Consider the following 14,519-nt stretch of genomic DNA (forward strand, 5'->3'; position numbering starts at 1 on the left):
GCAGCAAGAAGCCCCACGTCTCACTCTGAGGGGCGTGGGATAGTTGCTTCAGGTGCAGAGGTTGAGATTTTCAAATTTCTCTCTTGAGAAGGATTATTAAAATATAAATAATCTATAGGATTGATTATATATTTTACCCTGAGTGAAGTTGGGCTTGGTTTACCCTCCAAGCCTTTTTATTTTTTGGCTCGTCCTTCAATCTATTATTTATCTAGGTGTCATACCTGGACCTTGTGCTTCTTGCATCATTTCAGAAGAAAGTTCTCGCACTGTGCGAAATGGAAATAGACGAGTTGAGGAAATTTGAGCGTAGTTGGCAGTCAAAAAAGGAGCATATTGACTAGCTTCAGGAGTTAACTGTGCTGCCATTGCTAGGGTAATACCTTTGAGAAACTTCCGCACATCTTTAGATTGTTCTCCAATTACTTCTTTGTTCAAAATAGGTGTATTGGAGTTCTCTGTTTGATATGGAGTTAGACTAGGATCTATGACACTCAAATGAGAAGCACCAACCACACCTACTAACCATTTGGGGGAGGGAATTTTCGCAAAACCCATGATTTGTTCAGTTAATGGAGGGGTGATTTTATCTGCGGAACTGGAGAGGATTAATGTGGGGATTTGTACTTTTGTTAACCCAGTTTCCCCAAACATTAAAGAGGTGGTAGGATTAAGAGCGATCGCCTGTTTAATTCTCCCATCTCGAAATTGATAGGTTTTTTCTGGTAATGCTTGAGCTAGACACTGAAGACTTTCACCCAAGTTAGCCTTAGCTAAGTTTGGCTGACAGCGTTGTTTCAGGTTTTCAATTTGTAGTTCACCCCCAGCCAATGCTAAAGCCGTTCCTCCACCAAAAGAATAACCCACAACCATAACGTTATTAGTTGCCAACTTTCCCTGTAGAGGATTATCCCCAGTTTGGTTAATTTTTTCCAGTTCATCAACAATAAAACTAACATCTTTGGGACGATCTAAAAATTCCTGGGGTTCAATCTGTCGTTTTTTAGCTTTGTTGACTGCCGTGAAATTACTCCCAGGATGTTCCAAAGCCGCAACAACATAACCATGAGTTGCCAAATGTTCAGCTAAATAACGCAAGTCAGTCCGCACCGAACTCCAACCGTGAGACAAGACAATTACAGGTTTATTTGCAGTTGCAGCGGTAGAGAAATAAACATCCAGGGGAATTTGTCTTTGACGCTTTTGGTCATTGAAATTTAACTTGAGTGTCTGTACCTGTGCGCTTCCTGCTTGAGTAGGATCTAGAGAATAGGCAACTTTGATATCTTTGGGGTTAACTTGAGGAGAAAGACCAAACATAAACCGCTGAGTGCGGACAAATGCACCATTTAAACTCCCCGCCACAGTTAAAGCCTGGGGTAAATTAATTTCTAGGCGTTTACTGGGATAGGCAGCAATAAAACTTAGTATAGATAAACCCTGTGGAGAATTAGCGGCTAAAACCAATCCCCCTTTCATAGCTTGTAATCCCGCTTGATCTCGACGGGTAATAGCTGTAGAGACATCACCGAGAATTGTAGTCCCAATTTGAGTATTGATTAATCTATCTAAAGTAGCAACATTTATGGGAATTCTGATTTTTAGTCCCTCTACTAAAAAACGACGTTGTTCTTCAGTCATTCTCTTGGTATAAGTTCCTAAACTATCTGGTAATTTGCCTGTTTCCGTAGATTTTTTTAAATCTTCCAAGGACGCAGATTCCTCTAGCTGTCCATAACGAATCACAACCGTATCTGCTGCGTGGACAGAAGAATTAACTCCAACAAACGGTGTCAGCGCAACAACACAAAATGCCCCTGCAAATACCTTAAAATTCTTCCAGCTTTTCTCTATGAACATCTTTATCTTGTCCCTCAACTTAGGAGATTCTACCTGATTTTCCGGTTTTTATCCCACACTCAGACACCCCATTTCTGAATCAGCCACTCCTATAGGTGCAATAGTCAACAAATAGTGCTTGGACAGAACCCTATTAACTATATTATAACCATCTTAATACCGATAGGTCTCCCAACTATCGGTACTATGGCGTAACCGACTGTAATTACTTTTGTTAACATGATTTTCCACCACACTAGCTAAGTTTTCCCATGATAAATCTTCCCGCCGCAGCACCACTTTTAATCTTTCCAATGCTGCATTTGCTGCCTGATTCACTTCTCCATTTTCTGATGAATCATTGATTAGATCACTGATATGTAAAGGATCTTTTTGCACAGCAATAATTCCCTGCTGTACTGCATTATTAATCTGCTTACTAAACTCAGTTTTGGCTCGATTTAACTGCCGTTGCCAACCTATTTTACTTGTTGCATATAATGACGGTAAACGATTCAAAGCATAAGCAATTACGTCTGCTGATTGGACAATTTTAGAAGTTTTCACAGTTAATAATTGAATCTGTTTATTAACCTCTTCTGTCACTAACAATTCCATAACATTATAAGACTTGATCCCAACACCAATTTTGGCAGGTACTTGGGAAGATTGGGAACGTAATGAGGGGCGCAGTGTTGTCATAATTACAAATTTATTTGAAGTTAGATTTAGTCAAAATTCTGAGTAAAAATCTTCTGGGTTGCATTTACACTATTTTTCTATATAGATGATTAATGTACCTGTTAACTAGACTAAGTGTCAATACTAGATATACTTAGTTCAAGTAAAGTTTTGTTGAAATCCTTGAATGTCCGCGTATTTACTGATCTTAGCTTAATAAAATAGAAGTGTAAAAATTAAGGAGAAAAAATTAGTACCGTAGTACGGTACTAAAAACTAAAGAAGCTGACTACACAAGCTTTCTAGGAGATATTTAATTTTTGTTTGACTCATACAGTGGTATTAAAGCTTTTGTCCTGTGTAAATAGAGCGAACTTCACCATTACGACGAACAATAGCTTCTCCGTTACTAACTTCTACTAGCGTCCAACCTGTAGTACCGATATTTTCACCTAGATTAATTCGGCGACTAATGCCATCTACCTTAAACAAAGCCACAGATTTATTACCCAACTCTAATAGACCCTCTAATTGTGCAGAATAGCTGGGTGCTGAAACTTGTTGAGGTATATTCTTTATTTCTTGTACAGGTGCAGGAGGAACAATCGTTGGTAATTGCGGTGGTGCAACTTTCAGCGGTTGAGGATTAACGGCTGCTGGTTTGAGGTTAACCTGTGGTGTTTTAGCTACGGGTTTAATTGCTGGTTGTATAGTATTAATAGTAGGAGGATTATTAACTGCTAAAGATGAAGGTAAGGTAGGTGGTACTGGAACTGTGGGAACAGTTGGTATTTGATATTTGGGTGCGGGAGACTGATAAACTGGGATATATATGCGCTCAACTACATTAGGGGGAGTTAAGCGATTATTAGCAGGTAGCATATTGTTTACTGCTACAGGTAATGGTAGAGTTTGTGTTGGTTGGGTATTTGGTAAAGGTAAGGCAGTAGTTTGATTCAGATTAACAGTGGGAAATCCTGGTTTAGCAATTGTTTTATCATTGGTTGTCCCTTGCTGTTCTATGACAGTTAAGGCTTCCAACATATAATTTACTAAGTCTAACTGAGGATCTGTGGTTACAGACGCAGGTGATAGTGTCTGGTTATTTGGCAAACTTTGGGAAGTTAATTGGGCATTTATTGTATTTAATAAACCAGACTCGGTTAAGTAAACCATCCCCAAAGTTCCCACAGTTAGGCTTAATCCCATGAATATAAGTTTACCTAAACCACTGCTTTGTTCTTGTCCAGTAGTTGTAATTGCCCTGATAGATGGATGATTAACTACTAGTGTTGTGGTTTGGACGTTTTTAATAGGTGCAGTAGATTGTAATGGACGATTAAGTTTTGATGGCAAAACCACATCTGGCATTTGAAATGTCATGGTTTGCACGGGGACAGATTCGTTTCTATCTCTATGATGATTTCGCTTGTTTCGACCATCAAGAATGTTGTCAATATCATGAAAAAGTTCGTCCATTAAGCCTTCAGCATAGGTTTCTATTGTCCAAGGCTCGTTGTTGACGAAATCTATGGCTAAGGACATACTGGCGCTATCGGACGCTTCTGAAACAAGTAAATCAGTGCTGGATTTGGGTAACATAGGCTTTTTCGGTTGTAGCTGAAGATAATGGAGGACAAATTTGCTACTTCCTGGAAATCAACTACCTTTTTTAATTGAACAGCTGATTTTTCTTGCCAGAGTCCAGGATTTGATTAGCTAATGGTATTAAATTGTACTCTGTTATGGAAATTTTGGTGAAATTAGTTAGGAAAATTTATAGGAGTCAGGAGTCAGGAGTCAGGAGTCAGGAGTCAGGAGTCAGGAGTCAGGAGTCAGGAAGAAATTCTTTCCCAACTAGTGGTCTGTCAATTTTGATTTTGTGCGTTACCGATTTCCAGAATTATTGTGGAACAGTCAATACAGAATAATACTACTCACAATTTTAAGCTTGACAGACCACTAGGATAATTACCCATTACCCATTGCCCATTACCTATTACCCATTACCGTCTTGTTTTTAGCTATTTCCAAATATATCAAAAGAGCGTTGATATCGGCTGGGTTAACTCCGCCAATTCTCGCAGCTTGTCCAATGGTGAGGGGTTTAACTTTATTCAGCTTTTCTCTAGATTCTTTCGATAGAGTCTCAATGGTTGAGTAGTCTAAATCACTAGACAGTTGGCGATTTGCTTGACGGGCAACTTGGTCAATTTGAGTTTGCTGTCTGGCTAAATAACCAGCGTATTTGATGTCAATTTCTGCGCCTTCTTTTTCCGCTTGCTTGAGGGTAGGGTTATCAAGTCCGTGACGTTCTAGATCAATATAATGGATACCCGAACGCCGCAGTAAATCAGCCAGGGTAATAGAACCTCTAATTGCTTCTTGGGTATCGTGAGCGATCGCCTGTCCTACTGCCTCATTCTCTTTTATTCTAGTACCATGCAGGCGTTTTTTCTCCCCTGTAATTTGTTCTTGTTTTTGACTATACAAATCCCAGCGCCGGTCATCAATTAACCCTATTTCCCGTCCTAAAGGTGTCATGCGGATATCAGCGTTATCAGAACGCAGTAGTAACCGATACTCCGACCGACTGGTGAGCATTCGATAAGGTTCGCGTAAATCTTTTGTACAGAGGTCATCAATTAACGTGCCAATATAACTTTGTTCACGGGGGAAAATAATCATCTCCTCACCCCGCACAAACCGCGCTGCATTGATTCCCGCGACTATACCCTGAGCAGCAGCTTCTTCATAACCAGTCGTCCCGTTTACCTGTCCGGCACAAAACAGCCCAGGAATTTTCTTGGTCATCAAGGTGGGAAAACACTGAGTTGCTGGCAAATAATCATACTCAACAGCATAAGCCGGACGCAACATCACACAATTTTCCAAACCAGTCAAACTCCGCAACATCAAAATTTGCAAAGTTTCGGGTAAACCAGTGGAAAAGCCTTGGATATACAATTCAGGGATATCTCTTCCTTCCGGTTCGATAAAGATTTGGTGACTTTCTTTATCGGCAAAGCGGACAATTTTATCCTCAATACTCGGACAATAGCGAGGTCCTTTTGCTTCCACCCAACCACCATACACTGGCGACAAGTGCAAATTTTCCCTGATTAACCGATGAGTTTCTTGCGTCGTGCGGGTCATGTGACAAGGCATTTGTTCTCGTTCTACCCACACTTGGGGGTCAAAACTGAACCACCGCACAGCTTCGTCTCCCGGTTGCACTTCCATTTGAGTGTAATCAACGGAACGCTTATCCACCCGTGCAGGTGTCCCGGTTTTCAGTCTGCCGGTTTCAAATCCCAAACGATTCAAAGTTTGTGTTAATCCTTCCGCTGCAAACTCTCCCGCGCGTCCTGCGGCCATTGATTTATTCCCCACCCAAATTTTACCGCCCAAAAATGTGCCAGTCGTAAGAATTACCGCTTTGCAGTGAAAAGATACGCCAAAATAGGTTTCTAAACCAATAACTTCATTATTATCATTTAAGATTAAATCCGTCACCATGCCTTCCCGAATTGTCAAATTCTCCTGATTTTCGACAATTCCCTTCATTATTGCCGCATATTCTCGCTTATCAGTTTGCGCCCGTAATGCCCATACCGCTGGACCTCGTGAAGAATTGAGGATGCGTTTTTGCAGGTATGTCCGATCTGCCATTTTGCCAATTTCCCCACCCAAAGCATCTATTTCATGGGTTAATTGGGACTTAGCAGGGCCACCCACTGCGGGGTTACAAGGTTGCCAAGCGATTTTATCTAAATTTAAGGTCAATAGCAGTGTTCGACAACCGATGCGGGCAGTAGCAAGTGCTGCTTCGCAACCGGCGTGACCTGCACCGACGACAATCACATCATAAGCGTCTTGGAATTCAGCGGCATTGTGCATGGTCATAACCAATTAAGAATTAAAAATTAAAAGTTTAAAAAGCTAGTTACATTCAGTATTTTAGCGTATATTTACAGGCGATTTCAGTTTTTACTAGCTTGGTTACAGAAGTAGTGACGAGAGAGTTATTGTTTAGTTGTAGCAGATATAAGGTTTATTGAGGGTTGAGCTATAGTAATGGGTAAGAAAATTTACCAGATATTTACAATTAATCAATTTATGGTTATAAATTTTTATTGAAGCTAAAAAGACTAAGTTAAAATACACTGTGTTAGGTTTATTTTTGAAAATATCGTTTAACTCTAAAAACATGAAAATCAATCAACTAAGCTATTATGACCATAAAAGAGAATGGCGACTTGAGCCAATTCAGTTTTCTGATTTTAATCTTCTAGTCGGTGTTTCTGGGGTTGGTAAGACTCGAATACTTGAATCAATTATTAATTTACAAAAGATAGCTAATGGTGAATCATTTAATGGTGTAGAATGGAATATTAACTTTACTCTTAAAAATGGTTTAAAATATTCTTGGATAGGTGAATTTGAAACTAAAAGCTTAGAAAATTTAATTTCAGATGAATTGAATATGAATAGCAAACCAGAAGAAAATAAATTTAAAGTTGTTAATGAATTTTTATTTATTAACGGTACAAAAATCATTGAAAGAGATGGTAATAACATATATTTTAGTAAATATCAAGATATGCCTAAACTTTCTCCTTTTAAAAGTACAATTAACATTTTGAATCAAGAAGAAGATATAGCTCCTATTCAAGAAGGTTTTAACCAAGTAGTTAACAGTAATAATAATGTCAATGAATTAAATTTATTTGATTTTATCAATACATTTCATTCCATGCATTATCATTCTTTAGTGCAAAAATACTCAAATTTAACTTTTGAAGATTTACGCGAAGATAATTTACCATATAAAATAAAATTAGCATTAACTTACGAATATTTTCCAGAAAAATTTCAGCAAATAAAAGAAGTTTTTCAAGACATTTTTAATCAAGTTGAAGATATGAAATTAGAACCAGATGAAGAATTACCCAAAAATCTTAGGAATGGACCTTATGTAAAAATTAAAGAAAAAGGTGTTAGTAATTGGATTAATCAAAGTAGAATTTCTTCTGGTATGTATAAAACACTAATGCATACAAGTGAGCTTTATTTATCAAGCGAAGGATCTGTGATTTTAATTGACGAATTTGAAAATAGTTTAGGGGTGAATTGTATTGATATTCTAAGTGATTTACTAGCTGAAAGCAGAAATTTACAATTTATAATCACCAGTCATCATCCCTATATAATAAATAAAGTTGGAATGGAACATTGGAAAATAGTAACTCGCAAGGGTGGTGTAGTAACTGCTAAAGATGCAAAAGATTTTGGACTAGGTAAATCCAGACATGAAGCATTTATGCAATTGATTAATCTCGATGAATATAATGAAGGAATATCAGCATAATGAATATCTATTTTCTTGTGGAGGGAGATACTGAAGAAAAAGTTTACAAGGCTTGGCTTAAGTATCTTCTACCAGAATTAACACGAATTGGACTACCCCATCAAGTTGATCATCATAACTATTATCTTTTCAATGCAAAAGGTCAACCGGGAATAATTGATAGACATTTACCTGATGCTATTGCAAATATTCAAGAGTATAGTAAATATAATTATCTTGTCATTTGTTTAGATGCAGAAGAAGTTACTATTGATTATAAAAAACAAGAAATTTATAAATGTTTAAAGTCTAATAACATTGATTTAGTAAATATCCACTTTCATATCATTGTTCAAAATCGCTGTTTTGACACTTGGTGCTTGGGAAATAAAGGAATTTACCCTTTACAACCAGAAATTAGTCCATTATTAGATTATACAAATTATTATGATGTTTCAATTAATTGTCCAGAAATTATGGGTAAACTGGATTTTAATACTCATGCTCAATTTCATAAAGATTATTTAAAAGAATTATTTAAGATCAACAATCTTAAACATTATAAAATTACTAATGAAGTCATAAAAGAAGAATATTTAGAACAATTAATAGCCAGGGTTCAAAATGAAACTGAGCATTTACCTACCTTTCAAACATTCATACAATTTTGTAATATGATTAAATCAAAGTTGTGAAAATAACTAATGCAAGGTCAAACTCTTGCTACCAAAGGGTTTTTCTTCTGACTCCTGCTATAATTGACATCTTGCAAATAGTTAATAACAGCACAGTTGGAAGTATCTATATGAATATAAACAAACGAACTAAATTCAACAACAGCCAAAAGCCTTGAGGATTAAGTCAAATTTAACAATAAATAAATATGGTAGAATACTTTAATAATGTCAACAAGTAGAATAGAATATTTGTCTGTTGTCAAACACTGCTGCTATATATGTCCAAAATTTACACCGTAGAAATTAACCACCAAGGTACAAAATATACCCTGCAAGTTCCTGAAGATCAATTTATTCTCAACGCCGCCACAGCTAATGGTTTAGACTTACCAACTTCTTGCGGCGCTGGTGTTTGCACAACTTGTGCAGCTTTGATTACAGAGGGAACTGTAAATCAAGCGGATAGTATGGGTGTAAGTCCAGATTTGCAAAACCAAGGCTATGCACTACTTTGTGTTGCTAAACCTCTTTCTGATTTAAAAATTGAAACAGAAAAAGAAGATATTGTTTATAATATGCAATTTGGGAAAGATGGATAATAATTAATATTTACCAATTACCAAAAAGTTTCTGTATTTTCAAAATCATCAAGGGAAGGATTTAGGATTATGACAACTCACTTTATTTCCGCTGAAATCGAATTAGAAGAAACTCCTACAGAATTAGAAAAAGCCATTACAGCGGAATTGCAAAAACAAGGTGAACCCCTGCGTTGGTCTATTACCGCTGTTAATGAAGAAGCACAAACCGTAACAGTCGAAGCCGTAGTTACTGCTTAAATTTCTTCTTTGCGCGAAAAAACCTGTGATACCCATTCAAAAACCATACACCGTAATTTTAATTATACCTACCGGCATTGGGGCGGCGATTGGCGGTTATGCTGGTGATGCGTTACCAGTAGCTAGAGTTATATCACAGGTATGCGATCGCTTGATTACTCACCCCAATGTCATGAATGGCGCAAGTTTATACTGGAATATTCCCAACGCTTTCTATGTCGAAGGTTATGGTTTAGATAAATTTGCGGCTGGAGAATGGGGTTTACGTCCGGTTCGCAGTAATAGAGTCGGTTTGCTTTTAGACCAGGGTATCGAACCGGAATTAATGCTGCGACACTTGCAGGTAGCCGATGCAGCTAGAGCCACTCTAGGATTAAATATTACAAATCATGTTATTACTGATGCACCGCTAAACGTAGAATTACGAACTTCTCCATCAGGTGCTAGTTGGGGAACAATCGGCAATCCTGATAGTTTATTACGGGCTGCTGAGAAATTAATTATAGAAGAAAAAGCCGAAGCGATCGCAGTTGTTGCCCGTTTCCCCGAAGATATGGACGAAACCGCCATTCAAAACTATCGGCAAGGTCAAGGAGTAGACCCTCTAGCCGGTGCAGAAGCCGTCATTAGCCATTTATTAGTCCGCACCTTTAAAATTCCCTGCGCCCATGCTCCTGCCCTTTCTACTGCCCCTGTGTCCCCTAATTTATCCCCTCGTGCAGCGGCTGAAGAAATAGGATACACATTTTTACCTTGCGTTTTAGTGGGGTTGAGTAACGCCCCGCAATTTATCATTAAAACAGAAAATGACAATTCTTTATCAACTGATATCTGGGCAGATCAAGTTGATGCTTTAATTATTCCCGCCACCGCTTGTGGAAGTAATGCTTTATTGAGTTTAAGCCAGAAACAATGTCAAATAATTACAGTAGCAGAAAATAAAACTTTGCTCCAAGTTCCTGCATCAATGTTAAGAATTTCCACCTTACAGGTAAACTCATATTTAGAAGCAGTAGGTGTGCTAGTCGCTCATAAAGCAGGTATCAATCCTTTCTCATTAACAATTACCAATTATTTTTTAAACTCCTGTGATTGAACAAAAAAATCAAGAACCAGAAATACCCTACTTAACACGCACCCAAGTCTTAGTAGCAATGGGTGTAACCGCAATTATTCTCTGGATAGTTGCTAAATTATGGTTGCGCTGGGGTAACATTGTGCTTTTTAAATGGCGCTGGCACGAACAAGATTTATTATTAGGAATTAGTTTAGGTGTAATTATTACCATGTTAAGTGGTTTAGCTTATCGCCTTTCCCCTCCCTATCGTAAAAGTGCCGATTATTATCTAGAAATGGTTCTGAAACCCTTAGCTTTACCGGACTTAATTTGGTTAGGACTACTTCCTGGTTTAAGTGAAGAATTATTATTTCGAGGTGTAATGCTACCCGCTTTAGGCGCAGATTATACCGCTGTGATCGTATCCAGTCTTTGTTTTGGAGTCCTACACCTGAGTGGTCCCCAACAATGGCCTTATGTAATTTGGGCAACTATTGTTGGTATCATTTTAGGTTGTAGCACCCTATTAAGTGGCAACTTATTAGTACCTATTATTGCTCATATCGTCACAAATTGGCTATCTAGTTATTTCTGGAAAATCCAAAAACTTTAGATATGGTTTGTCCGAGTTTTTGATACATCACCAACCACTTTTAAAACATCCTCTAACATAGCTTCTTTAATATTTTCTTGTACTTCTGGTAAAGTATCACCAATTGTCCTGACCACTCATGTTTTGTCAATGCAAACAAACTGCTAGACTATAATTATAACTTAGTTGAGAAATTTGTAGGAGCGATCGCCTACATCCCCAACCCATAAAACCTATAAATTAAAATTATGACTCTCGCACAAGAAACACGGTACTATTCACCTCAAGAATACCTAGAATTAGAGGTAAACTCAGAAATACGTCACGAATATATCAACGGATTAATTATACATAAGACAGGCGGAACACCCAATCACAACCAACTTGCAGGCAATTTTTACGCAATGTTAAATTTTGCGCTCAAACGTCAACCTTATCAAGTCTTTGTCACAGATCAACGTCTTTGGATTCCTACAAGAAAAATTCATACCTACCCTGATATTATGGTTGTGAAAACTCCCTTAGAATATGAGCAAGGAAGAAAAGACACCTTAGAGGGTGTTTGAAAAGTCCCTCATGGTGTATCAAATATTTTTAGATCCCCCTAAATCCCCCTTACAAAGGGGGACTTTGACTCTAGTTCCCCCCTTGTTAAGGGGGGTTAGGGGGGATCTGTAAGTGCCTAAAATCACAACCTAAAACTTTTCAAACAACCTCTTAGTAAATCCTGTGATGATTGCAGAAGTATTATCAAAATCTACCAAAAGCTATGATAGAGATGAAAAATTTGCAGCTTATCGGACAATTCCCAGCTTACAAGAATATATTTTAATTGACCAATATACAATGCACATTGAACAATATTTTAAAACCGATAATAATAAATGGATATTTTCTGAATTTACAGACGGAGATAGTAGCTTAAACCTATCTTCTATTCCCTGCCAAATTTTGTTAGCAGATATTTATGATAAAGTAGATTTCAACACCGAAGAATAAAAACTCAATTTTCCTCTCTGCGCCTGGAGCGTGAAATAATCATAATTCTAAATACCAAAGGAGTCAATAAAATGAGTCGCATTAATCCCTACACATTACAAATGCAAATTACCCAAATGTTTGCCCAAGGACAATCATTTTTTGCCCTTACAAAAGTGCAAGATTGGTTAAAAGAACATAATCAAAATCCTTTAGATTTTGAAATTCTCTTCCATAAAAAACCCGCACCTCCTGGTTCAAAGGAAGTCATGGTAATAGAAATAGAACTCAAACGCAAAGACGGACAACCTGTAGATCCTTGGTTACAAGAACAGGCTAATTTACACGCTTAATTTAGATATTGCATCTTGATTACCCTGCAAACCTCCCGTATGGATTAATAGCAAAGATTCCGACTGAAAAAAACCTTTTTCGATTAAATCCATCACTCCATAAAACATTTTGCCTGTGTATATATAATCTAAAGGTATATCATGTTGTTGTTGGAAATCTTGACAAAAGAGCTTTAATTTATTAGTTACTTTAGCATAACCACCAAAATGATAATCAGATACAAGTTGCCAAGGTGCAGGAGAATCAACAGGTGATGGTAAACCAGAAGCTAGATAATTTGTTAATAAGTTATTGATATCTTCAGTGAGAAAATCACCACCTTTCAAAACAGGAAAACCAATTACTTTTTGTTCCTGATTTAATGATAGTGTAATTCCTGATAATGTTGTTCCTGTCCCGCAAGCTAAACAGATAGTATTAAATCCTCTAACTGTTTGTAATATTTCTATACAACCGCGCATACCATTTAAATTACAACCACCTTCAGGAATAATAAATACTTCTCCAAATCGCTGTTTTAACTGATTTTGTAATTCTGCTGTATGGCGTTTTTTATATGTCTGCCGATCAATATATACTAATTCCATTCCCTGTGCTACTGCAAATTGTAAAGTAGGATTGAGAGGAATATTTTCTTCTCCCCGAATTAAGCCAATAGTGCGGAAACCAAATAAATTTCCTGCGGCTGCGGTAGCATAAATATGATTAGAATAAGCACCACCAAAAGTAAGAATTGTTGAGAAATTTTTCTCTTTAGCTTCCACTAGGTTATACTTTAGCTTAAACCATTTATTACCGTTAACATGAGGGTGCATTATATCCAGTCGTAAGACATATAATCTAGTATCTGCAATAGCACAGATTTCATTATGAATTTGTTGAATAAGTGGCGGAAAAAAAATTGACGACATTTCCCAAAAAAGTTAAGATTTATCCAAATAGTATAAAATAATAAGGTTACAAAAAATATCCACCAATTATGGCTAAAGTTTTTGATTTAATCACCGAAGAACTACAAAAGTTTATTATTAATCAAAAAATATTTTTTGTCGGGACAGCACCTCTGAGTTCAACAGGTCATGTTAACCTTTCTCCCAAGGGGTTGGAAAGTTTTCGGATTCTCTCTCCCCACCGAGTTGGTTATTTAGACGTAACAGGAATTTGCAATGAAGAACAAGAACAGCAAATAGCTGAAGCTGTTCGACCAATTATTAAAAAATATGGTGGTGTATGTATTGCTGCTGATGTTAAATCAATCGTAGATTAATTAACTTTTGTAAATAACAATTAGCAAATAAAATCTAATTTTTTGATTAATTTGGATGGATACTCCAGTAGAAAACAAATAGATGAGTAATTACCCGGTAACAGACGATATTATTCCATTGCTATAATCATTTTACAGCTTAGAAAATTATCTCTGGAGTATATAAAATGAAATCTTTAATTGCAACTTTTACTCAAAATTTAGATTTTTCGGAATCGGAAATAGAAACAATACTTTCCACACCGTTAAATGATGTACTAAATTCACCGGCTTTGAAACAAGAGTTAGATAGTTTAGATATTAGCTTACTCAAAAAAACCTTACCTACAGCCGGTGCAGTTTTAGCTGAACATTTACCACTTTTTTATGATTGGCTAAAAAATGAATTAGGTGTTCAGCGGGTTCCTGATAGTCCAGATCATACAACAAAATGGGTAGTTGGTTTTCTCAATAATCAAGAAAGTATCAATCATTTGGTTGAATTACATCGTCCCGTTCCCCACGCAGCTTTAGAACAAGCTGTTCCCAGGTTGGTGGGTTTGTTTGATGGTGTGGAAGATGAAAAGGTGCGTGAAGAATGGGAAAAAGCAGTTGCAGCACTTTGTTTAGTTTTGGTTGTTGATGCTCGTGAACAGGCAAAATTGGCTAGTTAATATGTCTGAATCAGGATATCCAGGATTTAAGGATTTACAGGATCGAATCTGGAAATATTTGCCAACTTTCTGATTTTTAGATTATTTCTATGCCAGAATCAGGATACTCAGGATTGAAGGATTAACAGGATTGAATCTGGAAATATTTGCCAATTTTTTGTTTTTTAGATTATTGTCTGAATCAGGATGCTCAGGATTGAAGGATTTACAGGATTGAATATGGAGATATTTG

The 14,519-nt window shown here is 37.0% G+C and carries 14 protein-coding genes and 3 pseudogenes; 12 read left to right on the plus strand and 5 right to left on the minus strand.

Annotated elements, in window-relative coordinates; translation table 11 throughout:
• Nucleotides 1–207 precede the first annotated feature (207 nt).
• From FJR05_RS03055 to FJR05_RS03065, 3 genes are all read right to left on the minus strand, one after another.
• A complete protein-coding gene (locus tag FJR05_RS03055) occupies nt 208–1,860 on the minus strand; it encodes an alpha/beta hydrolase (protein WP_168642757.1) in 1,653 nt (550 codons plus the stop codon).
• Nucleotides 1,861–2,013: 153 nt separating this feature from the next.
• Nucleotides 2,014–2,541, minus strand: a complete 528-nt coding sequence (locus FJR05_RS03060) for a late competence development ComFB family protein (protein ID WP_168642758.1) — start codon at nt 2,539–2,541, stop codon at nt 2,014–2,016.
• A 321-nt stretch (nt 2,542–2,862) separates the two neighbouring features.
• Nucleotides 2,863–4,122, minus strand: coding sequence for a hypothetical protein (locus FJR05_RS03065; protein ID WP_168642759.1), 1,260 nt, complete (start codon nt 4,120–4,122; stop codon nt 2,863–2,865).
• A gap of 143 nt (nt 4,123–4,265) precedes the next feature.
• Between FJR05_RS03065 and FJR05_RS03070 the strand changes: the two genes are divergently transcribed.
• Entirely contained in the window at nt 4,266–4,451 is a 186-nt protein-coding gene (locus FJR05_RS03070) for a hypothetical protein (protein WP_168642760.1), read from the plus strand.
• A gap of 61 nt (nt 4,452–4,512) precedes the next feature.
• On the opposite strand, the gene mnmG is transcribed toward FJR05_RS03070, so the two are convergent.
• The gene (gene mnmG / locus FJR05_RS03075; RefSeq protein ID WP_168642761.1) at nt 4,513–6,426 is read right to left on the minus strand and encodes a tRNA uridine-5-carboxymethylaminomethyl(34) synthesis enzyme MnmG; all 1,914 of its coding nucleotides are present in this window, start codon (nt 6,424–6,426) and stop codon (nt 4,513–4,515) included.
• A 304-nt stretch (nt 6,427–6,730) separates the two neighbouring features.
• On the opposite strand from mnmG, the gene FJR05_RS03080 reads away from it, so the two are divergent.
• From FJR05_RS03080 to FJR05_RS03120, 9 genes and pseudogenes are all read left to right on the plus strand, one after another.
• The gene (locus FJR05_RS03080) at nt 6,731–7,891 is read left to right on the plus strand and encodes an AAA family ATPase (RefSeq protein ID WP_168642762.1); all 1,161 of its coding nucleotides are present in this window, start codon (nt 6,731–6,733) and stop codon (nt 7,889–7,891) included.
• Nucleotides 7,891–8,565 (plus strand): hypothetical protein, encoded by a 675-nt coding sequence (locus tag FJR05_RS03085; RefSeq protein WP_168642763.1) that lies wholly within the window; start codon nt 7,891–7,893, stop codon nt 8,563–8,565. The genes FJR05_RS03080 and FJR05_RS03085 overlap by 1 nt, the downstream gene beginning before the upstream one ends.
• A 260-nt stretch (nt 8,566–8,825) precedes the next feature.
• On the plus strand, nt 8,826–9,146 hold the full coding sequence (locus FJR05_RS03090; protein ID WP_168642764.1) for a 2Fe-2S iron-sulfur cluster-binding protein: 321 nt from the start codon (nt 8,826–8,828) through the stop codon (nt 9,144–9,146).
• A 69-nt stretch (nt 9,147–9,215) separates the two neighbouring features.
• Nucleotides 9,216–9,386 carry a hypothetical protein gene (locus tag FJR05_RS03095; RefSeq protein WP_168642765.1) on the plus strand — a complete coding sequence of 57 codons (171 nt, stop codon included), beginning with the start codon at nt 9,216–9,218 and terminating at the stop codon, nt 9,384–9,386.
• Nucleotides 9,387–9,420: 34 nt separating this feature from the next.
• Entirely contained in the window at nt 9,421–10,482 is a 1,062-nt protein-coding gene (locus FJR05_RS03100) for a DUF3326 domain-containing protein (protein WP_168642779.1), read from the plus strand.
• Nucleotides 10,475–11,056 (plus strand): CPBP family intramembrane glutamic endopeptidase, encoded by a 582-nt coding sequence (locus tag FJR05_RS03105; protein WP_168642766.1) that lies wholly within the window; start codon nt 10,475–10,477, stop codon nt 11,054–11,056. The genes FJR05_RS03100 and FJR05_RS03105 overlap by 8 nt, the downstream gene beginning before the upstream one ends.
• A gap of 227 nt (nt 11,057–11,283) precedes the next feature.
• A pseudogene (locus tag FJR05_RS03110) lies at nt 11,284–11,589 on the plus strand (Uma2 family endonuclease); the annotation flags it as partial.
• A 166-nt stretch (nt 11,590–11,755) separates the two neighbouring features.
• A pseudogene (locus tag FJR05_RS03115) lies at nt 11,756–12,034 on the plus strand (Uma2 family endonuclease); the annotation flags it as partial.
• 71 nt (nt 12,035–12,105) lie between these two features.
• Nucleotides 12,106–12,366: a hypothetical protein gene (locus FJR05_RS03120; protein ID WP_168642767.1), complete on the plus strand. Its 261-nt coding sequence runs from the start codon at nt 12,106–12,108 to the stop codon at nt 12,364–12,366.
• Here FJR05_RS03120 and FJR05_RS03125 read toward each other — a convergent pair.
• Nucleotides 12,355–13,278 (minus strand): 1-aminocyclopropane-1-carboxylate deaminase/D-cysteine desulfhydrase, encoded by a 924-nt coding sequence (locus FJR05_RS03125; protein ID WP_168642768.1) that lies wholly within the window; start codon nt 13,276–13,278, stop codon nt 12,355–12,357. The two genes, FJR05_RS03120 and FJR05_RS03125, sit on opposite strands and share 12 nt — an antisense overlap.
• 68 nt (nt 13,279–13,346) lie before the next feature.
• On the opposite strand from FJR05_RS03125, the pseudogene FJR05_RS03130 reads away from it, so the two are divergent.
• Both FJR05_RS03130 and FJR05_RS03135 read left to right on the plus strand, forming a co-directional pair.
• A pseudogene (locus FJR05_RS03130) lies at nt 13,347–13,538 on the plus strand (pyridoxamine 5'-phosphate oxidase family protein); the annotation flags it as partial.
• A 263-nt stretch (nt 13,539–13,801) separates the two neighbouring features.
• Nucleotides 13,802–14,287 (plus strand): hypothetical protein, encoded by a 486-nt coding sequence (locus FJR05_RS03135; RefSeq protein ID WP_168642769.1) that lies wholly within the window; start codon nt 13,802–13,804, stop codon nt 14,285–14,287.
• Nucleotides 14,288–14,519: the final 232 nt, after the last annotated feature.

It is taken from the genome of Dolichospermum sp. UHCC 0259 (assembly GCF_009711935.1).
In the GTDB taxonomy this organism is placed as follows: domain Bacteria; phylum Cyanobacteriota; class Cyanobacteriia; order Cyanobacteriales; family Nostocaceae; genus Dolichospermum.

Bases quoted from the DNA above. Each gene is read 5' to 3' on its own strand.
- FJR05_RS03055 (WP_168642757.1), bottom strand. From the start codon at position 1,860: ATGTTCATAGAGAAAAGCTGGAAGAATTTTAAGGTATTTGCAGGGGCA.
- FJR05_RS03060 (WP_168642758.1), bottom strand. From the start codon at position 2,541: ATGACAACACTGCGCCCCTCATTACGTTCCCAATCTTCCCAAGTACCT.
- FJR05_RS03065 (WP_168642759.1), bottom strand. From the start codon at position 4,122: ATGTTACCCAAATCCAGCACTGATTTACTTGTTTCAGAAGCGTCCGAT.
- FJR05_RS03070 (WP_168642760.1), top strand. From the start codon at position 4,266: ATGGAAATTTTGGTGAAATTAGTTAGGAAAATTTATAGGAGTCAGGAG.
- mnmG (WP_168642761.1), bottom strand. From the start codon at position 6,426: ATGACCATGCACAATGCCGCTGAATTCCAAGACGCTTATGATGTGATT.
- FJR05_RS03080 (WP_168642762.1), top strand. From the start codon at position 6,731: ATGAAAATCAATCAACTAAGCTATTATGACCATAAAAGAGAATGGCGA.
- FJR05_RS03085 (WP_168642763.1), top strand. From the start codon at position 7,891: ATGAATATCTATTTTCTTGTGGAGGGAGATACTGAAGAAAAAGTTTAC.
- FJR05_RS03090 (WP_168642764.1), top strand. From the start codon at position 8,826: ATGTCCAAAATTTACACCGTAGAAATTAACCACCAAGGTACAAAATAT.
- FJR05_RS03095 (WP_168642765.1), top strand. From the start codon at position 9,216: ATGACAACTCACTTTATTTCCGCTGAAATCGAATTAGAAGAAACTCCT.
- FJR05_RS03120 (WP_168642767.1), top strand. From the start codon at position 12,106: ATGAGTCGCATTAATCCCTACACATTACAAATGCAAATTACCCAAATG.
- FJR05_RS03125 (WP_168642768.1), bottom strand. From the start codon at position 13,278: ATGTCGTCAATTTTTTTTCCGCCACTTATTCAACAAATTCATAATGAA.
- FJR05_RS03135 (WP_168642769.1), top strand. From the start codon at position 13,802: ATGAAATCTTTAATTGCAACTTTTACTCAAAATTTAGATTTTTCGGAA.